This window comes from Pseudarthrobacter naphthalenicus (assembly GCF_029076445.1).
In the GTDB taxonomy this organism is placed as follows: Bacteria; Actinomycetota; Actinomycetes; order Actinomycetales; family Micrococcaceae; genus Arthrobacter; species Arthrobacter naphthalenicus.
Map to the genome: position 1 here is coordinate 22,239 of NZ_JARESG010000008.1, position 21,843 is coordinate 44,081.

General features: G+C 66.6%; 19 protein-coding genes and 1 riboswitch. Of the genes, 8 read left to right on the forward strand and 11 right to left on the reverse strand.

Annotation, left to right across the window (positions count from 1 at the left end; translation table 11 throughout):
* Positions 1–8: 8 nt before the first annotated feature.
* The gene (locus PY310_RS09630) at positions 9–686 is read right to left on the reverse strand and encodes a response regulator (RefSeq protein WP_275214166.1); all 678 of its coding nucleotides are present in this window, start codon (positions 684–686) and stop codon (positions 9–11) included.
* A 252-nt stretch (positions 687–938) separates the two neighbouring features.
* On the opposite strand from PY310_RS09630, the gene PY310_RS09635 reads away from it, so the two are divergent.
* Entirely contained in the window at positions 939–2,492 is a 1,554-nt protein-coding gene (locus PY310_RS09635; RefSeq protein ID WP_275214167.1) for a DUF4389 domain-containing protein, read from the forward strand.
* On the opposite strand, the gene PY310_RS09640 is transcribed toward PY310_RS09635, so the two are convergent.
* The 7 genes from PY310_RS09640 to PY310_RS09675 form a co-directional block, all read right to left on the reverse strand.
* Entirely contained in the window at positions 2,489–2,947 is a 459-nt protein-coding gene (locus PY310_RS09640; RefSeq protein WP_275214168.1) for a pyridoxamine 5'-phosphate oxidase family protein, read from the reverse strand. The two genes, PY310_RS09635 and PY310_RS09640, sit on opposite strands and share 4 nt — an antisense overlap.
* 24 nt (positions 2,948–2,971) lie before the next feature.
* Positions 2,972–3,826, reverse strand: a complete 855-nt coding sequence (locus PY310_RS09645) for a universal stress protein (RefSeq protein ID WP_275214169.1) — start codon at positions 3,824–3,826, stop codon at positions 2,972–2,974.
* The gene (locus PY310_RS09650) at positions 3,823–4,287 is read right to left on the reverse strand and encodes a universal stress protein (protein WP_275214170.1); all 465 of its coding nucleotides are present in this window, start codon (positions 4,285–4,287) and stop codon (positions 3,823–3,825) included. The genes PY310_RS09645 and PY310_RS09650 overlap by 4 nt, the downstream gene beginning before the upstream one ends.
* Positions 4,288–4,365: 78 nt before the next feature.
* Positions 4,366–5,811, reverse strand: coding sequence for a DUF5129 domain-containing protein (locus PY310_RS09655; RefSeq protein WP_275214307.1), 1,446 nt, complete (start codon positions 5,809–5,811; stop codon positions 4,366–4,368).
* Positions 5,811–6,656: a VOC family protein gene (locus PY310_RS21560; protein WP_342755740.1), complete on the reverse strand. Its 846-nt coding sequence runs from the start codon at positions 6,654–6,656 to the stop codon at positions 5,811–5,813. Before PY310_RS21560 ends, PY310_RS09655 begins: the two co-directional genes overlap by 1 nt.
* Positions 6,653–8,380 (reverse strand): DUF5671 domain-containing protein, encoded by a 1,728-nt coding sequence (locus PY310_RS09670; protein ID WP_275214171.1) that lies wholly within the window; start codon positions 8,378–8,380, stop codon positions 6,653–6,655. Before PY310_RS09670 ends, PY310_RS21560 begins: the two co-directional genes overlap by 4 nt.
* Positions 8,377–8,847 carry an LpqB family beta-propeller domain-containing protein gene (locus PY310_RS09675; protein ID WP_275214172.1) on the reverse strand — a complete coding sequence of 157 codons (471 nt, stop codon included), beginning with the start codon at positions 8,845–8,847 and terminating at the stop codon, positions 8,377–8,379. The genes PY310_RS09670 and PY310_RS09675 overlap by 4 nt, the downstream gene beginning before the upstream one ends.
* Positions 8,848–9,042: 195 nt before the next feature.
* On the opposite strand from PY310_RS09675, the gene PY310_RS09680 reads away from it, so the two are divergent.
* Positions 9,043–11,391 (forward strand): heavy metal translocating P-type ATPase, encoded by a 2,349-nt coding sequence (locus tag PY310_RS09680; protein ID WP_275214173.1) that lies wholly within the window; start codon positions 9,043–9,045, stop codon positions 11,389–11,391.
* Positions 11,392–11,409: 18 nt separating this feature from the next.
* Here the strand turns inward: PY310_RS09680 and PY310_RS09685 are convergent, their stop codons facing one another.
* Entirely contained in the window at positions 11,410–14,076 is a 2,667-nt protein-coding gene (locus tag PY310_RS09685) for a PEP/pyruvate-binding domain-containing protein (protein ID WP_275214174.1), read from the reverse strand.
* Between the two features lie 225 nt (positions 14,077–14,301).
* Between PY310_RS09685 and PY310_RS09690 the strand changes: the two genes are divergently transcribed.
* The 3 genes from PY310_RS09690 to PY310_RS09700 are packed head-to-tail and all read left to right on the forward strand — an operon-like array spanning position 14,302 to position 15,709.
* Positions 14,302–15,051 (forward strand): ANTAR domain-containing protein, encoded by a 750-nt coding sequence (locus tag PY310_RS09690; RefSeq protein ID WP_275214175.1) that lies wholly within the window; start codon positions 14,302–14,304, stop codon positions 15,049–15,051.
* A 54-nt stretch (positions 15,052–15,105) separates the two neighbouring features.
* Positions 15,106–15,426, forward strand: coding sequence for a hypothetical protein (locus tag PY310_RS09695; protein WP_275214176.1), 321 nt, complete (start codon positions 15,106–15,108; stop codon positions 15,424–15,426).
* Positions 15,419–15,709: a hypothetical protein gene (locus PY310_RS09700; protein WP_275214177.1), complete on the forward strand. Its 291-nt coding sequence runs from the start codon at positions 15,419–15,421 to the stop codon at positions 15,707–15,709. Before PY310_RS09695 ends, PY310_RS09700 begins: the two co-directional genes overlap by 8 nt.
* A gap of 36 nt (positions 15,710–15,745) precedes the next feature.
* On the opposite strand, the gene PY310_RS09705 is transcribed toward PY310_RS09700, so the two are convergent.
* Complete coding sequence (locus PY310_RS09705) at positions 15,746–16,954, reverse strand: globin domain-containing protein (protein WP_275214178.1); 1,209 nt, start codon at positions 16,952–16,954, stop codon at positions 15,746–15,748.
* Positions 16,955–17,084: 130 nt separating this feature from the next.
* Here PY310_RS09705 and PY310_RS09710 point away from each other — a divergent pair, with 130 nt between their 5' ends.
* Both PY310_RS09710 and PY310_RS09715 read left to right on the forward strand, forming a co-directional pair.
* On the forward strand, positions 17,085–17,978 hold the full coding sequence (locus tag PY310_RS09710; RefSeq protein WP_275214179.1) for a ribonuclease Z: 894 nt from the start codon (positions 17,085–17,087) through the stop codon (positions 17,976–17,978).
* A gap of 84 nt (positions 17,979–18,062) precedes the next feature.
* Positions 18,063–19,034 carry a dienelactone hydrolase family protein gene (locus PY310_RS09715; protein WP_275214180.1) on the forward strand — a complete coding sequence of 324 codons (972 nt, stop codon included), beginning with the start codon at positions 18,063–18,065 and terminating at the stop codon, positions 19,032–19,034.
* A 66-nt stretch (positions 19,035–19,100) separates the two neighbouring features.
* On the opposite strand, the gene PY310_RS09720 is transcribed toward PY310_RS09715, so the two are convergent.
* Positions 19,101–19,922 carry a C40 family peptidase gene (locus PY310_RS09720; RefSeq protein ID WP_275214181.1) on the reverse strand — a complete coding sequence of 274 codons (822 nt, stop codon included), beginning with the start codon at positions 19,920–19,922 and terminating at the stop codon, positions 19,101–19,103.
* A gap of 3 nt (positions 19,923–19,925) precedes the next feature.
* Positions 19,926–20,102, reverse strand: a riboswitch (cyclic di-AMP (ydaO/yuaA leader).
* A 391-nt stretch (positions 20,103–20,493) separates the two neighbouring features.
* Here PY310_RS09720 and PY310_RS09725 point away from each other — a divergent pair.
* Positions 20,494–21,840: a coiled-coil domain-containing protein gene (locus PY310_RS09725; RefSeq protein ID WP_275214182.1), complete on the forward strand. Its 1,347-nt coding sequence runs from the start codon at positions 20,494–20,496 to the stop codon at positions 21,838–21,840.
* The last annotated feature ends 3 nt before the right edge of the window (positions 21,841–21,843 follow it).

Genomic DNA, 21,843 nt, shown 5'->3' on the forward strand with positions numbered 1-21,843 from the left:
GCAGGATGCTACTGGTCGCGATGCTGCGCCACATGGACGGCTGCCTGGGTGCGCCGTTCAAACCCCAATTTCGCAAGCAGGGATGAGACGTAGTTTTTGACGGTCTTCTCGGCAAGCATCATGCGCTCGCCGATCTGGCGGTTGGTGAGGCCCTCACCAATGAACTCCAGCACCCGGCGTTCCTGGTTGGTCAGCATCGCGATCCTGGGATCCACCCGCTCCGGCTCGGCAAGGCCCTGAACGATCCTGGCCTTCAGGTCGGCGTCGAACAGGGATTCTCCCCTGGCGGCCCGGCGGAGTGCTCCGATCAGGTCTGAACCCGCGATCTCCTTCAGCACGTACCCTGCGGCTCCGGCGAGCACGGCGCCGCGAAGTGCCTGCTCGTCGTCGTAGCTTGTCAGGATCAGGCAGTTGATGGTCTCATCGACGGAATGCACGTCGCGGCAGACCTCGATCCCGGTGCCGTCCGGCAGGCGCGCGTCAAGGATCGCCACATCAGGACGCAGCGCCGGAATCCGGCGGGCCGCTTCGGCGGCGGAACCGGTCATGCCCACCACCACGAAACCTTCGCTTTCCAGAAGGTCTTCCAGGCCGCGGCGCACCAGTTCGTGGTCGTCCAGGATGAACACCCGGATCCCGTCGTCCGGCAATCCAACGCCGTGATCGGATGCTGCTGAGGCGTTCATAGTGTGATCCCTTCTGCGCCCCCCGCGCCAACCCGGACGGGAGTGCTGTGCTTGCGCCTGAATCATTCTTTAGGACGGGCGGTGCCGCCACAAGGGTCCAACGGCCCCAAGGCAGGCCATCGGGGAGTGGCGGGAGCTTCCAGTTATGACCTTTGGCCCTACCGGTGCGGACGTCCCGGCACAACGCTGGTAGGGACTCAGCGCACGGCAGGGGGTGCGGAGCCACGTTGTTGCTGCGACGGAAGGACGCCCATGAAAGCCCGTTCAATCACCATGCTCATCGTGGGGATCCTGTTTTCGATGCTGGGTGCGGGACTTCTGTTCGGCGGCATAGCAACGTCCTGGGTCAATGCCCTCCAGAACGACGGCGGCTACCTCACCTCTCCGCGGGAACGCTTCGCCGTGGACTCATCGGCCATAGTCTCCGCGCGGGCCGACAGTATCCGCGGCGACACGTACCCGGAACCGCTGCCGTTCGACGTGGGCAGCATCCGGATCACGGCGTCGTCCGGCAGCCCCGGAAAAGACGTCTTTGTCGGCATTGCGGCCAGGAGCGATGTTGACCGCTATCTTTCCGGCGCCAACTACTCCGAACTGCGGGAGGTGAGGTTCCGGCCGTTCCGAACCGAGTACCGCGAGGTGCAGGGGACAAAGCCGCTGGCAGCTCCGGCAGAACAGACGTTCTGGGTGGCCTCGGCTTCCGGCAGCGGCGAACGGAACCTGGATTGGAAGATAGCTGCCGGAGACTGGTCCGTGGTGGTGATGAATGCCGATGCCAGCCCTGGCGTCTCAACGGATCTGCAGGCCGGGTTCCGGTCCGAACTGTTCGGTCCCATCGCTGCGGGACTGCTTGCAGCAGGCGCCATCCTGCTTGTCCTCGGTGTGCCGCTCCTGATCTTCGGCGCCCGGGGGCTGGGGCGCCATGCTGCCGGGCCGTCGGCTCCGGTGCCCGGGGCGTATTCCGGTCCTGTAGCCTCCGGACCCCCTCAGGAACGGTCAGATCAGTCCGTGAGCGCGCAACCCGGGGGTAATCAGGCCGCCCTGGTCCAGGCCGGCGCCGAGCTTCGGCCCTATCCTTCGCGGCTTCGGGGCGAACTTGACCCTGTGCTGTCCAGGGGTCTGTGGCTGGTGAAGTGGTTCCTGGCCATCCCGCACTTTGTTCTGCTGTTTTTTCTGTGGTTCGCGTTTGTTGTGGTGACAATCATTGCCTGGTTCGCCATCCTGTTTACGGGACGCTTCCCCCGTGCCCTGTTCGACTTCAACGTGGGGGTCCTGCGGTGGAGCTGGCGGGTGTCCTTCTATGCCTATTCGGCGCTGGGGACGGACAAATACCCGCCGTTCACGCTGGCCAGGACGGACTATCCGGCTGACTTTGACGTTGAATATCCGGAGCGTCTGTCCCGCGGTCTCGTGCTGGTTAAGAGCTGGCTTCTTGCCCTCCCGCACCTGATCATTATCGGAGCGCTGACCGGCGCGAGCACGGTCCGCTGGAACGACCCCCGGAACCCCGGAATCAGGTACGAGACGGCAACCGGCATTTCCTTGTTTGGTTTCCTGGTTCTGGTTGCGGCCGTCATCCTGTTGTTCACCGGCAGGTACCAGCGGCCCCTGTTCGATCTGCTCATGGGCTTCAACCGCTGGATCTACCGGGTCATCGCCTACGTGGCCCTCATGCGCGACGAGTACCCGCCGTTCCGTCTCGACCAGGGTGCCCGGGATCCCGGCGAGCGCGGGTACGTTCCCTTGGAGGGCCCGGTGCCGCCGGGAAGCCTCGCGCCGCCGTCGGACCCTACAACACGCGCCTAAGGCCGTCCGGCGTCCAGCGGCGGCCACCAGCGCGCCGGGGGATTGATCACAAAACGCCGTCCGCTGACCTCTGAGGGCGTCACCCGCACCAGATGGTCCTTGATGCCGGTTTCCCAGGGTGAGAGCCCGGCGTCGGCGGCCTCCTGAAAGTCCTCCGGCGAGTCCACAACCGCCGCTGTGCCCTTCACGACGACGCTCCAGGCGATGGTGCCGTAAGTGTTCAGTCCGTCGGCTTCGAGCACGACGGAGCCGCCGCCCAGAACCGCATCCAGCTTGGTTCCCGATCCGGTGCGGAATACCACGGTGCCGTTATCGGGCACATAGTTGACGGGAAAGATTTCCGGTTCACCGTTGCGGATCAGCGCAACCCGGCAGACCGAGGCCGAGCGGAGGTACTTCCAGCAGTCATGTACGTTGAGGACTTCCGTTGCGGGTCCCGAAGTGTCGCTATGCATGCTCGCAGGCTACTACGTCCGGCGCTATTTGCGGTGAATTGGGGTGATGACCGTGGGGCACGGAATCTGCGTCAGGACCGCATGAGCCGTGGAACCGAGGAGCAGGCGTTTGAAACCACCCCGCCCCCGGCTGCCAACAACCAGCATTCGGGCGCCGTCGGCGGCTTTGATCAGCGCTTCCGCCGGTTCGCGCTTGGTGTCCAGAATCTTGTGAACCACCAGATCGGGGTAGTCCTCGCGCAGGCCGGACACAGTTTCGGCCAGCACCATCTGTTCCTCGTCCTCTATGCGCTGGGTCAGCGTCTCGGTGAGCGCTCCACTGTCGACCCACTTGTCCGGTTCCCAGATGGCGTATACCACCGTCAGCTCCTGGCCTTCCCGGTCCGCCTCGGCGGCGGCAAAGGCCACGGCCTGGGTGGACTCTTCCGATCCGTCCACCCCCACCACCACGCCCTGTCCGCCTTCAGCCCCGGTGACGCCAACGACGGCGACCGGGCATTTCGCGGCGGCGGCGACCTGGAGCGCACGGTCCGTCAGGGAACCGCCCAAATGCGGGGAGCCTGAACCGACCACCAGCATCGAAACCTGCGTGGAGTACTTTCGCAGCGACCCGGAGACTCCGCCCTCCAGTACTTTGGTGCTGATCTCAACCGGAAACTTGTCCCGCACCCGCCCGGCAGCGGATTCCACCAGCGATTCGCCCCGCTTCACCAGCTCCCCGGTCCACGGGACGGGTTCCGCCACCCACCGGTCATCAACTACGTACAGAATGACCAGCGGCAGGTCAGCGCCGGCGGCCCTGCGGGCAGCCCACTCCACCGCCGCCTGGCTTTGCGGCGAGTCATTGGTAGCGACGGCAATGGGTTTAGAGGATCTCACGGCTGGGTTTCCTTCGTTTTCTTGTCGGGGCTGTGCACAACCAGCACGGGGCAGTGTGCATGGGCAACACAGGCTGAGCTGACAGAGCCCAGGAGCAGGCCACCGAAGCCGCCATGGCCGCGCCGGCCAACAACGATCAGGTCCGCGTGGCGGCTGGCATCGATGAGGGAGTCCCGGGGGTGGCCCCGGACGACGCGCGGGACCACGTTGGCCGGGGTGGTGTCGCCGAAGGCCTGTTGCAGGGCGTCGTTGAGGACGATCATGACGCGTTCCTCGAAGCGGTCTATTCCCATTGCCACGTATCCGGCATAAACCTGCGGATCATCCCAGTAGGCCGTGGCCAGGATCTTCGCCCCGATGGGGGCGGCAAGCCGCTGGGCCTGCCGCAGCGCCTCCACGGACGCCTCCGATCCGTCCACCCCCACCACAAAGATGGCGCCATCTGATGCCGGCTCGGTCATAACGAATTCCCTCCATTGGACTCTTGCTGCTCTTCAGCCTGCGGCTCCGGGCAACGGACGTGTAGGGCCTAAAGTCACTCAGAAACCGGAAGAACTTCCCGAGCCTGAGAAGCTTCCCCCGCTGCTCCCGTAGCCTGTGGTTCCGCCGCCGCCCCTGGCGGAGTTGACGCTGCCCACGCCGGTGTTGAGGCCGGAGTTGAAGGCCGGGACAGAGAAGAAATAGTAGGACGGGTAGACCGTGCCCAGAATGCTGGGTTCATACGTCCGGCGGTGGTGGCGGTCAGTACCTTCCTGTGCTTCCTCCATGCCCCTGCGCATGAGCGTGGCCTCCCGTTCGGTCTTTGCGTACCCGGCGATCACGGTTTCGGTGTGCTGCCTGAGCAGGTCCGACAGGCGGCTGCGGGCATCACGGAGGCGGTCCAGTGCTTCTTCGGGTGTTATGGCCCCGTCTGTGAGTTGGGCGGTCCAGCGTTCGATGTCCGCCAGGCTCTGATCGCGGAAGAGCCGCAGGGACGCGGCCGTGGCGGAATCGCCCTGACCGTGACCCTTACTCAGGAGCTGCTCGAGTCCGGCGAGGTCGCTGCGGAAGGGTGCCAGCTGGCGGTCCCAGGCCGTTGGCCAGCTGCTCAGCCGGTTCAGCAGCGCGTTGCTGTCGGCAATGACGTCATCCAGGGCATCCAACTCGGCGGCCGCGTCCGCGTACTCCCGGACCAGTTTGAGGTTTGGCCGGCGGCTCAGCGCCCCCGGTGTCAGGGCGTGCACCCGGTTCGAAAGCTCCGTGGCGGCGTTGTAGCGCTTAAGGAAGGTGCGGTGCTTCTCCAGGACACTGTTTCCGTAGGAGGAGGACTCGGGGATGGTGCTGGCATTCAATTCGGTGACGTCCAGGTCCGTGCTGACATTGGCGTAGCTTCGGTCGCCCCTTTCCAGCTCCTTGCGGCTGCCGACCCGGGTCACGGCCCGCACGATCACCAACGCGGCAGCTCCGGCCGCCGCCAGTGCACCGGCCACCCACGCTGTGATCACGAAGGCAGCAGACTGGTACCACGGCTGGTTGATCAGTTCGGCGCCGCGCCGCACTCCGGCGATGGTGCCGTCCGTCCATTGGGCGTCGCGCAGGAGATCCTTTGCGGCGTTCTGGATGTCATCACGCTGGTCCAGGGAGACCTTACGGTCCTCGCCCATGTACGTGCCCACGTGCCGGCCCACCGGATCGAGCGCGAAGATGAAGAGACCGTCGGCCCATTTCTGTCCGTCCGGGCTGATCCAGTCCGGGTGCTCCGCGCGGGCGAACCGGAGGACCTCCTCGTTCAGGTTGTCCGCGGCGCTCCCGTTGTAGGTGTAGATGGCCACTTTGGTGGGCTCATGGAATTCGATGCCGGAGATGGCCGGGATCAGGGTGTTGCGGTCGAGCACCCCGGCCCGGTCCTCAACCACCACGCCGGTGGGCGTGACGGCCCCGGCCGGCCCGCTGCCTACCAGCAGCAGGGCAAGTACCAGCAGCACAAACCTCAGCGTCCTGGGCATCAGGTCACCGGCCACACCACCCGGGTCTGCCACTTCCGGGGGTCCGGTTCGGCGGGAGGCCCGTTCAGGTAGTACTCCCACATGGCGTCGGACGGGGTCCTGCCAGCCGCCCTGATCCCGTCCTGGATCGCCGAATACGTCTCACCCAGGGTTTCATAGGGTCCGGTGTGGATCGCCTCAAATGCATCGGCTTCAGGGAGGGTGCCGGTGAGCACTGTTTGGGTGGCGGACAGGTTACCGGTGATCGGAAAGCCCGCTTCGACGTCGACCGTTTCCGTTGGCATTCCCCGATAGAGCGCGAACGGCGGTCCGGTGAGTTGGACATTCTGCCTCTGCGCTTCGGCCATAACGGACCCGAAGGCCCGGCTGAAGAAGTCAGCAAGGGCAGTCATCGGCACGGTTTCCCGGACGACGGCGGTTGGTTGCGCGGCGCAATGGACCTGGACGGGTTGAACGCTCCCGTCAGTTGGCCGGGCGTTCTGCCAAAGCCCCACCACGTTGCCTTCCGTGTCCCGGAAATATGCGTTCCAGCCGGATCCGGGAACCTCCATCCGGCTCCGCACTGTTTCCCCGCCCAGGCGCTGGACCTGATCCAGTGCGGAATCGATGTCCTCCACGTCGATGGTGACCACCGGCGCCGGGAGCATGTCACCGCGGCGGAAGATGCCGCCATTGATGGCTCCGGGCCGGTCGGGCATTCCGCGCTGGCTGGACGGCGTGGTCATGGCCAGGCTGTACTCCATGTCCGGCAGCACCTGGAAGGACCAGCCGAACACGGATTCGTAGAATTTCCTCGCCCGGTCTTCGTCGTCCGCGGGGATTTCGAAATGTACCACTCCACTCATTTCACGAACCTTTCGGTGGCAACGGACCGCGAGGACAGCCCCGGGGCCGCCAGCGGTATGACGTCGATCCGCGATGTTTGGCCGTTGGGCGGACCAACCAACAAGAGGACGTGCGAGGCAGTGACGCCGCCGAGGGCACCGATCACCCTGTCGGTCAGCCCATCCTCCGGTGAAGGTTCCGCCGGCAGCATCCCGCCGGCGTCGGCCCTCGTCCATACGGTGACGTGAGCTCCCGTGGCGGCGGCAATGGCCTCGGACAGCTGCCCCGGGTCCGAGGCGGTCACCAGAATGACCTCGTCAATGGTGGGGGCGTTCGCCCGTGCGGCGGCGGCCAGCAGGGCGTGCTCACGGCGCCACTGGGCAAAGTGATAGGCGGCAACCAGTCCCGCCGCGACCATGAACCCCAGTGGCGAGCGGATCCGTTCCAGGAGGCTGCCTCCGGTCGCCTCGCCCAGCAGGAACACGAAGAGCCGGTATCCGATTACCAGGACGGCCACAAGGGCCACAGCGGCGCTGATGCCGAAGAACGCCACGAGGTAGACGCGCCGTCCCGGCGGGATTTCCTCCGCGGTTTGCGGTTGGTTCAGCGGCTGCCACGCCCGCCACCACACCGGTCCGCCCACCACCAGGGAACTGAGGCCGCCGAGCAGCAGGGTTCGGGTTCCGCCGCCGGCCAGGGGCGAAACGGCCATGGCAAGCGCTGCATTGATGACCACGCCCACCCCGGTTGCGGCAGCGGCCAAGGCAACGCCGGAGGTGACCAGCCTGCCCGCACGCCGGGTGCGCGCAGAGCGCTGCGCGCCACTGACGCGGTAATACCGCCAGATCAGAACGCCGATCGCGGCAGCGGCGACTGCAGGGCCCAGGGGAGCCAGTAATTCGCTCAGCGGATCGTTCCGGTCGAATGCGATCCTGAGGAGCACAAAGACCACGACGCCGGCGCCGCCAAGTGCCGTGATGCCTGCGGCGAAGATCCCCACCCCAATCAGTGCCACATCCACCAGGGCCGAGGCCATCTTTCGTCCGCTGCCCCTGATCCAGTGCCACCACCACACCAGAATTCCGCCAATGGTCCACACCACAGCCCGCAGGACAGGCTGCCACCAGCCCTCCACCTCCGGGGTCAGGCTCATCTGCCCGCGGATCGCCACGTCAAGCAGGCTGCCCAGGGCATTGATGGCCCCTACCCCTCCGACCAGAAGCCCGAAGACCCACCCGATGACGGCCGGGATATCGTCCAAAGCCTCCGGGCGTTTGACAGGGTGCCGCCACATCCAGCGGTGCAGGATCCAGACGGCCGCCCAGACGATCCCGTTCGACAGCGGGGAGTACCAGAGGGGTTCCCGGCTGCCGATCAAGGAGCTGGCAGCCGCGAGGAGCCCGGTCACCGCCGCGATCAGGGAGACCAGGTAGACGGCAGACAGGTAGACGCCCCATCCCGCGGAGCCGCGTTCCGCCGCGTCGTCAAGCCTCCGCCACACCAGCCACCAGAGCAGGGCGGCGAGCGGCCCGCCGACCAGGGTGAAGGCCAGGGAACGGGCCACTGTCTCCACATCAGCGGCTGCCACCAGCGCTCCCGTGCTGAACAGGCGTTCCAGCAGCCCGCTGAGCCCCACGGCCGTAATCACCACCAAGGCGAACAACAGAACGTAGAGGATCAGGCGGCGGAGTGTGGCCTGCGCTGACCCCGCCGGTGAATGAGGCGTTGGGGCTGCGGCGTTCATGGTTTGGACAGTCCGGTGCAGGACACGAGCGGGTACGGCGCCTGCTCGATCCGCCAGGTGCCGCCGGATTTGACCAAGGAGAAACGGTCCTCCATCTCATACTCCGCCGGCCCGAACGGGCCGCCCCCGCCTGAACTGACGAGTGAGACCCGGACCAGGGCCGAGTCGTCCCGCTCCGTGGTGGAGATCAGAACTACCCGGACGGGACGCGGGCCGCTGTCGTAGTACCCCCGGCAGACGGATTTGGCGGATTCCGTGAGGAAGGAGTTGGCTGTGGCCGTATCGCCGTTGATCACCGCAGTACTGTAACGCTGGACGACGCCCTCCGGTCTGGACTCATCCAGGGCCTCGGGGGCGCCGCGGGTGAAGACGACGGCCAAAGCCACCACGACAAGCAGCGCAATCGCGGACAGGATGGCCACCAGGGTCCGGTCGGGCTTGCCCGCCGCAGTCTTGGACGGACTCATGCCGCGCCGGCCCGGCCATGGCCAGCAGGCCCCCGCGGGGCCGAAAGCGCGGACCTACCCATGGTTCCTCCTAGGCCTGATGACACCCGAACCTGCCCAGTGTCCGGCAGGGCGCACGCTGCGCGGTAGGGGCGAACGTCCCGGTGGGTCTTTGGACGCTACTTCGGCTCATGTCCCGCATGTAAGGATGGGCTCATGACGTACCTGCGTGACCGCATTGAGTTGCTGTTCTTCGTTGCCTCGATCCTTCTGCTGGCGGCCGGCGGTGCGGCCTGGCTGCTCGGCCAGGACCCGCCGGCGGAGCTGCTGTGGGCGGCTGGCACGGTTCTGGGTCTGGTGTTCGCCGTCGCCTGGGTGGCAGGTGCCCTCAGGCGCCGGGAAGCCACCGTGGATATTATCGCGGTACTGGCCCTGGCAGGTGCCCTGTGGGTGAATGAGCCCTTCGCCGGGGCAATGATCACCGTGATGCTGGCGACCGGCCGGCTTCTGGAGGCGCGGGCCGGCGCGCGGGCAAGGCGGGAGCTGAGCCTGCTCGTTGAGCGGGCGCCCCGGACCGCCCGCAGGCGGGTCCAGAGCGGTGTGGAATCGGTTCCGGTGGAGGCGCTCGCGGCGGGTGACCTCATCGTGGTTGGCACCGGGGAAGTCCTCGCCGTGGATGGCCGCCTCCTCTCGGCAGGAATCCTCGACGAGTCCGCGTTGACCGGCGAATCCTTGCCGGTGGAAAGAGTGGTCGGCGAAGACCTCCGCAGCGGCGTGGTGAACGCCGGGGCGCCCATTGACGTGATCGCAACGGCAACCGCCGCGGACTCGACCTACGCCGGCGTGGTTCGCCTGGTGGAGCAGGCCCAGGCCGCTTCAGCTCCCTTCGTGCGGACCGCGGACCGGTTCGCTGCCTTATTCGTGCCGCTGACGCTTGTATTGGCCGGTGCGGCCTGGGCCCTCAGTGCAGACCCGGTACGGGCCGTGGCGGTCCTCGTTGTCGCCACACCCTGCCCGCTTCTCCTGGCAGCCCCGATCGCCATCATGTCCGGACTGTCGCGCGCCGCGAGCATCGGTGTGGTGATCAAAGGCGGCGGCGCCCTCGAACGCCTGGCAGCGGGCAGGGCTGCCCTCTTCGATAAGACAGGCACCCTCACCCGGGGGCAGCCCACCGTCGCCGACACGGTCACGGCCGCCGACACTGTTGACGCCGATGAGATCCTCCGCCTGGCAGCCTCCCTCGACCAGGTCTCACCGCATGTCCTGGCCAGTGCGATCGTGACCGCAGCCACCCGCAGGGACCTGAAGCTTGAAATGCCCGAAGACGTGCACGAGGAACACGGCTACGGGCTCAGGGGAATGGTCGGCGTCCACGAAGTCAGACTCGGGAAGGCAGCCTGGATCGCGCCGGGCGTTGAACCGGGCTGGGTGCGCCAGGTGCGCCGGCGCGCCGACCTGGACGGATCGCTGACCGTCTTCATCGCGGTCGATGGCGAACCCTGCGGAGCGTTCCTGCTGGAGGACCCGGTCAGGCCGGACGCCCCGCGAATGATCCGGGCCCTGCGCGCTGCGGGCATCGGCAGGATCGTTCTGGTGACAGGCGACCGCGAGGACATCGCGCATACAGTGGGCCGGGTGGTTGGAGTTGATTCCGTCCGGGCCGACTGTGACCCGGGGGAGAAGCTCCAAGTGATTACGGCTGAATCCGCCAATGCCCCCACCATCATGGTGGGGGATGGTGTGAACGACGCTCCGGCGCTCGCCGCCGCCGGAGTCGGGGTGGCCTTGGCGGCACGGGGGGCCACCGCGTCCTCGGAAGCTGCGGACGTTGTGCTGACCGTGGACCGGATCGACGCCCTTGCCGACGCCATCCTCATCGCGCGCCGTTCGATGAGCATCGGCATGCAGGCCGTCGTGGTCGGCATGGGCCTGTCCCTGGCCGCCATGGTCGCTGCAGCAGCCGGCTTCCTCGCCCCGGCAGCCGGAGCCGTGCTGCAGGAGGTCATCGATGTCCTGGCGATAGGCATTGCCCTGCGTGCAGTGATCCCCGGAAAATCCCACACCATTAACATGGCGCCGGCGGATATTGCCACCGCACGCCGGCTGAAAACCCAGCACGACGCCGTAAGTGCCGTGGTTGAGCAGATACGCGCCGTGGCTGACACCCTCACCACCCGCGACCCGGACCTGGCCCCGGCCCGGGTCCTGCTCGGCCGCCTCGAGACCGAACTGCTACCGCACGAGCGGGCAGACGAGGAACTCCTGGTGCCGCTGGTGGCCCGCGCCCTTGGCGGGTCGAACGCGACAGCCGACATGAGCCGCACCCACGCCGAAATCGAACACCTCATCAGCCGGCTCCACCGCTTGCTGAACGGTCTCGAAAGAGACGCGCGCGCCCAAGACATCATCGAGCTCCGCCGGCTGCTCTACGGCCTCTACGCCATTCTCCGGCTGCACAACGCCCTCGAGGAGGAGGGCGCCTTCAGTCTCGTGCCCGATGCCAGGGCGGAACCGGAGGACCTGACTTCCCCGGCGCAGAACACCCAACGGAAAGCTGACCGCTAGCTGCCTTGCAGGTGCCGGTCAGCGGGCCGCCGCGTCATCGGGCGCGGATTCGATGATGACGGTGCCGGCGTCGCCATCCACCGTGATCCGCTGGCCGCTGGTAATCCGCTGGGTGGCTACTCCGGTGCCGAGCACCGCAGGGATGCCGTATTCCCGGGCCACGATTGAGCTGTGGCTCAGGGGGCCGCCGACGTCGGTCACCACCGCCGAAGCCATGGCGAACAGCGAAGTCCAGGCGGGAGTGGTGATCCTGGCCACCAGGACGTCGCCCGGTCTCATCAGGGCGAAGTCGTGAGGACCGTGGAGGACGCTGGCCGGAGCACTGACCCGGCCCGAACTCGCGCCGGCGCCTTTGATCACGTTGCCCACCTGGTGTTGCGGGCCCGCCGGCATCATCGATCCGAAGGCCCTTTCCATCCACCGGTTCTCGGGGAGCAGCTGGGGGGCGGCGGCCTTGACCTGGCCGCGCCACAGCATCCTGCGCTCCTCCACCGCAGCGGCACGGACGGGCCGGTCGGCGCCGGTGATGGCCACGGCAGCCGTTCCCGGTGCGGCCAGGCCGAACTCGACGGCGCTTTGCAGCTCCCTGAAGCGCAGCCAGAAGACGTCGTCCGCTTGGGTGAGCACAGCGGAGCCGACCAGCCGCTGTCCGAGTTCGAGCAGGATTCGGCGCAGCAGCGGCCACGCGAGCCCGACGTCGGCCAGGGCGTCCTCACGGATCGGCCCGGTGCTCTGGGCCCAGCGGAGCAGACGGTAAAACACGGCGCGCCGGCGCGGTCCCAGCCGGGCGGCCATGCGGCTGGTCTGCTCCTCCCGCCGGTCGGCCGCGAGCCGCTGCCGCTCGTAGGGGTTGTTGCCCTGACCGCGCAGGTAAAACTTCACAGTCTCCAGCAGCGTTGCGGGATCATCCGCCGGCACGGGGCTGGCGAAGTCCAGGTTGTACACCGCGTGCCCGAAGCGGTCCAAATGGTTCTGGAAACGATGATGCCATTGCTGCCACAGTGCCTCCCCGAACCCCTCCGGCGCGGTGCCCGTGCGCTGGGAGGCGGCGAGCGCCGTCGTCGATTCTTCAAGGATGACCGAGGCCAGCCCCGGCACCCCCCGCACCCACGCCGCGAGGTCAAACAGGGACTTTTCCGCCCGGATGGGTTCGCTGTCGTAGCCGAGCAGGAAAATCTGGGCCGGGGGATCGCCGTCACGCCGGACGAACCTGTCGTAAAACCCCCGGAAAGAGAGTTCACTGGTGGCGGCCAGCGGAATGATTGACTGCACGGCGGTGTAGTACACGGTGCCGGCGTCCAGCAGCACCTGGACCCCGTCAAGCAGTTCCTCACCGGAGAGCCCGCGGACCGGTTTGGCGGACCAATCCCTAACCACTTGTTCGTAGCGCGGGTGCGAGTATTCCCGCCAGCCGGCCACTCCCAGGCGGGCCTGGCCGCGGAAGAGGGCCCGTACTGCCGTGAGCGACCTTACCGTCACCCGCCACATTGCCGAGGTGCGGTAGTAGTAATAGGCGTAGCCGTTCACGGTGGGTAACCCCACATCGCCTTCGCCAACAACGTTCCTGCCGACCGCTTCGGCCATCAGGGCGCGAAGGGATTTGGATACCGAGCCATCGATGAGATCGGCGAACAGCGGCGAGAGCGGATCGGGCATCTGCTCCACGATGCTTGCGCGGAAGTAGAGACCTTTCGGGTAGGGCACGGGCCACGAGTCCGGAACGTCCGCGGCCGGTTCCGGAAGGGCAGTGATGGGACGGGACTGCAGGATATGGAATCCGTTGCCGGCCCGTGCCCACTCAATGTCCTGTGGTTGCCCGAAATACGCCGCAATCCGCCTTCCGTAACCGGCCAGTTCGGCCGCATCCCGGTCATTGAGAACGGGCACCCGGCGCCGTCCTTCCGGGACCGGCTGTTCCTTCGTGCCATGCTCCGCGGAGACGGTCATGATGTCCTTGTCCGCCGTTTGCCGCGAGGATACCCGGCCCGTCCCGGCATCGACCACGAGATCATCCGTGGTGACCGTTCCGCTGACCACTGACTCGCCCAGACCCCACGCGGCGCTTATCACGGTCTGGTCGCGGCGCCCGGTGGCGGGGTTGGCGGTGAACATGACGCCGGCTGACTGGGCCTCCACCATGCTCTGGACCACCACGGCGAGACGGACCGTGTCCGGTGCTATGCCCTCGCGGGCGCGGTAGGCCATGGCGCGTGCGGTCCACAGGGAAGCCCAACAATTGATGACCGCTGTGTGCAGCTCCCCGGCCCCCACCACATTCAGGTAGGTGTCCTGCTGGCCGGCGAAGCTGGCCGAGGCGAGGTCCTCCGCCGTGGCGGAGGACCTCACGGCGACTGCTGCGTTTCCATCGCCGAGATGGCCGTAGGCGTCGTCCAGTTCCGCGGCGACGCCGGACGGCACTGTCCCCTGTGCGAACAGCGCCCGGATCCGGGTGGAAGCATCCTCGTAATCCTGCGGCGACGCCTGTAGCGGCAGTGCGGCCAGACCACGTATGTCCGTTTCCAGGTCATTTTCACGCACAAAATCCGTGTAGGCGGAGGTGTTCAGCACAAAACCTTCAGGAACCGGAACCCGTGCCTGAATGAGGCCGCCCAAGCCCACAGCCTTGCCACCGACGAGGGGAACATCCCCCGGCCCCACATCCACCAAGCTGTTGACGTACGTCATGTCCGCCCATCCTTCTGCCCGGATCCGGGGGCGTTCTGTCTGGTTCTCCACATAGTGGCACTGCCGCAGGCAGGCGTCCACCGGCAAGGGGGATTATTGGGGCCTGGGTGGCTGCGTATTCCTACCTCGCCGCAAGGGCATGGAGTAAGCTGGAATGACCGTCAGGAAGAGCGCGGCCGCAAGCTAGAACTGGGGAAACGACCCCGGCATCCGGAAAGGTTGCCCATGGCTGCCCGACTACCCCGCACGTATCCCGCCGCCGATATCACCGGCCACGTCGAGGACCTTGTGTTGAATTGTCCGGATCTCGCCGGCTTCCTCGACGACCTCACCGCCTTCTGCGCTGACCAGCAGGCCTATTTTTCAGGAAACGTATCCTGCGGAATTACTGTACTGAGGACCTCCGGCGTCCCGGATGTGGCCGGCTCTGATGAAGCCACCCACATCCTTGAGGCCACGCAGAGCACCAACAGGGAGGGGCCAGGGCTGGCTGCCGCCCTGGACGAGTCCATGGTCCTGGTACCTGACCTGCGGGCTGAAGAACGCTGGCCCAGCTTCATCGAGGCCGCCGCAGGGCAGCGCGTGCTGTCAGTGCTGGCACAGCCGGTCCCGCTGGATGGGGTGGCCAAAGCAGGCATCAGTTTTTACAGCCTCAGGCCACACGGATTCGGCCGGGAAGCGATCGTCAGTGCGCACGCCCTGGCAGCCGATGCCTCCAAAGGGCTGCGCCTGGTCCTGAGGATCGCGCAGCTGAGGGAAGCCGAGCACAATCTCCGGACGGCGATGGCGGACCGGTCACCCATAGACATCGCGGTGGGTGTCATCATCGGGCAGGAGCGGTGCACCCAGGATATTGCGCTGGAGTGGCTCTTCCGTGCCTCGCGCTCACGAAACATGAGCATCCGTGATCTGGCGGCCGAAATTGTGGCCTCCGCCGGGGCCGCCCATCCGACCAGGATCCATTTCGGCGAATGAGGATGCCTCGGAGGATGCCGGAAGCCCTGGTGTTGGTTCACTATCGAGGCGTGCATGGTGTTCGTCCTCTATTCCGGGATCCGGAGGCGGACTGACCGGCGGGTGGGGCAGGCCGCCGCGGTTGTGGCCGGTGAGATCCTCATCTTCGCCGCCAACGGTTTCCACTGTCCGCTGACACCCCTGGCCCGGCGGCTCGGAGACCCCACCGGTTCGGTGACGGACATTTATCTCCCCACGTGGTTCGCCCACAATCTGCCGGCCATCCATGTGCCGCTGATCATCATTGCCGTGGTCCTTCACGCCCGGAACCTGAAGTCTGCCGGAGCGGGCTTTTCCGGAGGCCCTCCAAGGGGAGCGGAGGGAAGGCATGGCTGAGTCCACCAAGCTCGTTAGCGCAGCAGTCTTTGTCCTCGCCGTGCTGTTGTGGGCAGTCTTCGGTGCCTTCCTGTTGCTTCGGCAGGGGAACCTGGGCGAGGTGTGGGCGGCTTTCCGCGGACAGCCCTGGATCCTTCAGGGGCTGGAGTTCCTGGTCTTCCTCCCGTGGGCCGCCGCCTTATGGCTGTGGACCACACCATGGGAGCTCTGGATCCGCGCCCTGCTGGTGCTGGGGCTGGCCTGGGCAAGCCTCTATCTTCTCTATCCGTGGCGAGCCGGCTGAGTGGTTACGGCCCGATTTGCGCGGTCCGCAACCGGCTCACTGGAAGTCAGCCAGCCACAGATCCGGGCCGAACACCTCGTACTGAATGTCCTTTGCCGGCACACCCTTGGCGATGAGGTCACTGCGTACCGCCTGCAGGAACGGCAGCGGCCCGCAGAGGTAGTATTCGGCGTCCAGCGGAAGCTCCACGGCACTGACGTCCATGAATCCCTGGAAGGTGGAGCCGGACCCGGCCGGATCCTCCGCAGGATTGACGAACCAGCTGTGCAGCGAGCCCTCCGGCAGCCGGCCGATATCCTCGGTGACCTGCCGGCGGAGCGGAAACGCATCCGGACTCTCGTCAGCGTGCAGGAGCATCACCCGGCGCTGCGAGCCGGCCTTTACCAGGTGGGAGAGCATCCCGGCCATGGGGGTGATGCCGATTCCGGCGCTGGCCAACACCACAGGCCGGTCCGTGTATTCCAGCACCACATCGCCGAACGGGGCGGAAAGCACCACTTCGTCGCCGACCTGGACATCCTGATGCAGCAGGTTGGACATCTCGCCGTCAGGAGTGGATAACCCATGAACACGCTTCACCGCGAAATGCCGATGTTGTCCGTCATCGGCCCGGGTCAGGCTGTATTGGCGCGGCTGATGCACGCCATCTTTCATGGGCATTTTTATGGTCACGTATTGCCCGGGAAGGGAAGGCTTCACGTCCCGTTCATCCGTCCTCTCCACCACAAACGTGACCACGTCCGCCGTCTCCTGGATGCGCTGGGCCACCCGCCAGGTCCGCCAGATGGTTTCCGGCGAGAGGTGCACCGCGCCGTAAAGACCGCGTTCCTTATTGATCAGCATGTTCCCCATCAGCCAATAGACCTCGTCCCAGGCGGCCGCGACCTCGGGCGTGACCGCATCGCCCAGCACATCCACGATGGCCCAGAACAGGTGGTCGTGGACAATTTGGTACTGGTCCGGACTCAGGCCCAGTGACACGTGCTTGTGGGCAACCCGGGACAGAAGGTGGTCCGGCAGCTGATCCGGCTTTTCGATGAGGTAGGTGGCGAAAGCGGCAATCGACCCGGCCAGCGCCTGCTGCTGCCGGCCGTCGGCCTGGTTACCCCGGTTGAACAGGCCATCGAGCAGGTCCGGCCTGGCTTCGAACATATGTTTGTAGAACCGTTTGGCGATCTCTTCAATGTTTGCGCCCACTACGGGCAGCGTTGCCTGGATAACGGGACGAGAGGTGTCAGAGAGCATAATGCGTCCTTCCGTAGTGGCCGGCCGAACCCAGCGGCGAACCGGCTTGGCCGAGCCACTGTAACAGCCGGGCCGCACTCGGAGAAGAGGCTAATGGCTGTTACGGCCGGGCAGTGGGACACTCGGTTCCATGCGTGAGTTCGTTGCCCTCGGCACAGCTTCCCAGGTCCCTACAAGGAGCCGTAACCACAACGGTTACTTCCTGCGCTGGGATGGCCAGGGCCTGCTCTTTGATCCCGGCGAGGGCACACAGCGGCAGATGCTGCACGCGGGGGTCTCTGCAAGCCGGATCACCCGTATTTGCTTGACCCATGTGCACGGCGATCACTGCTTCGGGCTCCCGGGGGTGCTTTCCCGGATGGCGCTTGACGGCGTGAGCCATCCGGTCCATCTGCATTATCCGGCCTCCGGCGAGGCCGTGGTCCGTGCCCTCGTGTCCGTCAGCACTCCCGGACTTGACCTCCGGCTGTATCCGCACGACGGTCCCGGCACCATCGCTCCGGGGCTGCAGGTCCGGCCCCTGAAGCATCGCATCGAAACATACGGGTACAGGCTGGACGAGCCGGACGGCCGCAGTCTGCTGCCGGACAGGCTCGCCGCAGCCGGGATCCAGGGCGCCGACGTGGGGAGGCTGCAGCTGACGGGCGCTCTGGGCGGTGTCCGTCTGGAGGATGTGAGTGTTCCCCGGGCGGGGCAGAGCTTCGCCTTCGTGATGGACACGGCGCCGTGCGCAGGGGCGCAGGAATTGGCGGATCGGGTGGACCTCCTGGTGGCGGAGTCAACGTTCAGTGACGACGACGCCGGGCTGGCCAGGCAATACTCGCACCTCACCGCCGGGCAGGCGGGTGAGTTGGCGGGCAGCGCCGAAGCCCGCACGCTGATCCTGACCCACTTCTCCTCACGGTACGGCGACGACCTCACCCTCCTCGCGGACCAGGCGCGGCGCCGCGCCGGCGGCTCCGCAGTGATCGCCGCCAGGGACCTGGACCGGTTCGCCTTTCCAAAACGGCGTCGGCTGCCTTAGGCCGCGGGACGGAAGGGGCGGCCGCCCCTTGCCGCAGATTGTGTTTCGGGAGCAGGATATTAGCCTCACGCGAGGAGGCCGGCCATGATCCAGCTTGGAAAGTATGAACGGTACCTGATCGAGGAATTCTTTGATGATTACCGCGCCGGTGCCATGGCGCATCAGACGTTCACGCGGCGGGTCGCTTTCATCACGGGCAGCATGGCCGCGGCGTCGGCCGCGATGCTTCTGGTGGGGTGCACGCCCGAGGAAGTCCCGCGGGGAACCGAACCGATGCCCTCGCCCTCTGCTTCGACGACGGGTACCGGCATGGCATCCGGCGGGCCGGTACCGGGGGCGAAGAGTCCGTTGTCTGTCCCCGAGGGTGCGGCAGGATTGACGACGGCGACCGTCGCGTTCGGTGCGGACGGTACAGAAATCAGCGGCTACCTTGCCCGTCCCGCGTCGGGCGCTGCGGGTCCGGCCGTACTGGTGTGTCATGAGAACCGCGGGTTGACCGCGCACATCCAGGACGTGGCGCGCCGTTTCGCCAAAGCCGGCTATGTGTCGCTGGCACCGGACCTGCTGAGCAGGGAAGGAGGCACGGGCAGCCTGGATCCGGACGCCGTCCCCGGAGCGCTGACCAACGCCGGGTCAGCCCGCCATGTTGCCGATTTTGCTGCGGCCTTTGACTATCTGCGCGGCCAGGAGTTCGTGGACAAAGGACGGATCGCCATGAACGGCTACTGCTTCGGCGGCGGGATCACCTGGCAGGCGGCCACGGAACTGCCCGGGCTCAAGGCCACGGCAGCGTTCTACGGGCCCGCGCCGGACCTGAACCGGGTGCCGGAGATCAAGGCCGCGGTGTTCGGGGTGTACGCCGAACTGGACAAGCGGATCACCGGAACCATGCCGGCACTCCGCGATGCCCTGGACGCCACCACGGTGACGCATCAGCTCACCGTGTACCCCGGCGTGGACCACGCCTTCCACAATGACACCGGGGACCGGTATAACCAGACCCAGGCAACGGCTGCCTGGAATGACATGCTGTCCTGGTTCGGGAAGTACGTGTGAGTGCGCAGCAGCGGCGGACGACGGCGGTCGGCATACTGCCGCGCGCCGCCGTCCAACCGGCCGGGGTCACGCCACGTGGACGAAGGATGCGCCCTGGAGCCAGCTGATGGAGTGGACCTGGGTCTTGAAACCGTCGACGCCGCCGCTGACAACCTGGCCGTTGCCGGCAAAGACACCAACGTGTCCGGCGGTGATCACCAGGTCACCCGGAGCGGGCGTGCCAACAACGCTTCCGTACTGGAAGAACTGGCCCGGGGCAAGGTCTCCGACATTCTTTCCGGCTGAGCGCAGTGCCTTCTCCACCATGGCGGTGCAGTCCTGCTGGACGCCGAGCTGGGAGTAGGCAGAGGCCAGGATCGCCGAGCCGGCTGCTCCGGTGGCAGCCTGGGCCGGGGCCGGGCTGGACGCGAGCTTGACGCCGGTGTTGGCCGGTGCAGTCGGCGCCGCGGCGGCCTTGGCTGCGGGGGCGGGAACCGATGCCGGTGCCGGTGCCGGTGCGGCCTGCCCGGCGGCAGGGATCCGGATTTGGTTGCCCGGGTAGATGATGCTGTCCAGCGACAGGCCGTTTGCGGCCAAAACGTTGCTGAGTGCCACGCCGTTGGCCGCGGAGATCTGGCCCAGTGTGTCGCCGGATACGACGGTATGCACAGCGGCTGCGGCCGGAGCCGGAGCTGGCGCCACGGCTGCTGCCGGTGCGCTTACCTGGCCTTGAGGGGTGACTGTTCCGGAGTCTTCGGGTCCGTGGACGCCGGCGTGGGCAGGGGTGCTGAAGCCGAAAAACAGGCCGGATGCGGCGGCGACCACAAGGGCCGGCCGTCCGATCATCAGTGCACGGGATGTAGTGGGGGTGGCTGCACGATGGCGTGCGGCAGTGGACTTCTTGGACATGGTTGTTTGCCTCTCCCATGCCTGCGGGGTGAGCTGTCGGGTTCGGGTTGGAGAGACCCGGCCGGGATCGCCGCCTCAAGGGACGGGACGAGTGCCGACTTAACCCCAAGGCCTGTTCAGGCCGTGGAAATGTGGTTCCCCCGTCCCTGCCAGTTGCATTGCGTCTGGGATCCCGGGTCAGTGGCAGGGCTCGGCATACTGACGGGAATGTCCTGGCCTAAAACCAGGGCACCCAACGACCATAGCGGCTGCTTTTCCCGAATGTCACATTCCGGTAACGGAATGTACGGCCGGAATTCATCCGCGCGGCGCGGAGCGTTCCTGGGCCAGGGACGACGACGATGCAGGTCACCGCGCGGGATGCGTATATGCCCCCACAGGTCATCCAACTGATTCAATTCTCCCCAAAAAGGGCACTGGAACGCCGTCCGCAGGCCGGCCAAGGCGAATATTTCCTGGCGCCGGCAAGGCCGGAGACGTGGACCGTGGCGGGCTGACCGGCCCGGTCCCGGGCCTGACGCGGGACCGATATTCCCCGGAATCGGAGACTTGCCCGGTAGGCTCACGGACTATGTCCCTGCTTGCCCACAAATTGCGGCTGACCGGCCTCGCGGCCGTGCTTGCACTGGCTGTGGCCGCCTCGTCTTCCATGCTGCCGGCCCGCGCCGCGGACCCGGCTCCTCCCGGCGGCTATCCTTCCTGGCAGGACGTGGAGGGAGCCAAAACAAGCGAGGCCGCCACGGCCGCTGAAGTCACCAAAATCGGTGACCTGCTCGGCGGCCTGCAGGCCGAGGCAGAGGCGCTGGGCAATGCGGCCGTCACCGCTGCCGCCGGATACTCGGTGGCGCAGGACGATCTTCGGGCTGCCGGTTCCAAGGCGGACGCCCTGGCCGTGCAGGTGGCACGGGCGAAGGAGGAATCGAGCCTGCATAAGAGGGAAATCGGAGCCCTCGCCGCGCAGTCCTATAAGACCGGCGGCACAAATATGGGGTTCTTCGTGGCGCTCGATGCCTTGCAGACGAACAGTATCCACGCCCTGAACATTGTCCGGATCGTCAGCGACAAAACCTCGGTGCTGGTTCACAAATCAGCTGAGGCCGAACGGATCGCGGACGCGCTGGCCGAGCAGGAGCGCGCCGCCAAAACTGAGCGCGAACGCCTTGCCGGCATTGCCGAAGCCAAGCTGTCCTCGGCGCAGGCCGCCCAGCGCGCAATGGTGCAGCACGTCACGGAACAGCAGCAGCACAGTCAGGAACTCACCGCCCAGCTCGCTTCCCTGAAGGGCACCACGGCAGCCGTCGAAGGAGAGTTCCGGCAGGGCCAGGCTGCTGTGGCCGCCTACGAGGCATCCCAGGCGGCCAAACGTGCGGCAGCGGAGGAGCGGGCACGCCAGCAGGCTGAAGCTGCTGCCCGGGCTGCCGCCCAAACCCCGGCAGATCCTGCGCGCCCAAATCCCGAACCCCACAATCCGGCGCCCCAAAATCCGGCGCCGCAAAACCCCGTACCCCAAAATCCGGTACCCGCACCTCCCGCACCGCCGCTGGAAAGCCCGACGCCGGCCCCGCCGCCCGCCGTCGTCGTTGTACCTTCCGTTCCGGGCGGCGCCGTCAACGATCCCGCCGGTGCCCGCAATTATGCCGCCGGGCGGCTTTCCGCATACGGCTGGGAACAGGACCAGTTCCAATGCCTGGCGCAGCTATGGACGAAGGAATCCAACTGGCTCACCACGGCCACCAACCCGTATTCAGGGGCCTACGGCATCGCGCAGGCGCTGCCGGCCAGCAAGTATGGCAGCACAGGCAGCGACTGGCTCACCAGCTACCGCACCCAGGTTGACTGGGGGCTTGCCTACATCCTGAACCGCTACGGCTCCCCGTGCGGCGCCTGGAATCACTCCGTCATCAGGAATTGGTACTGACGG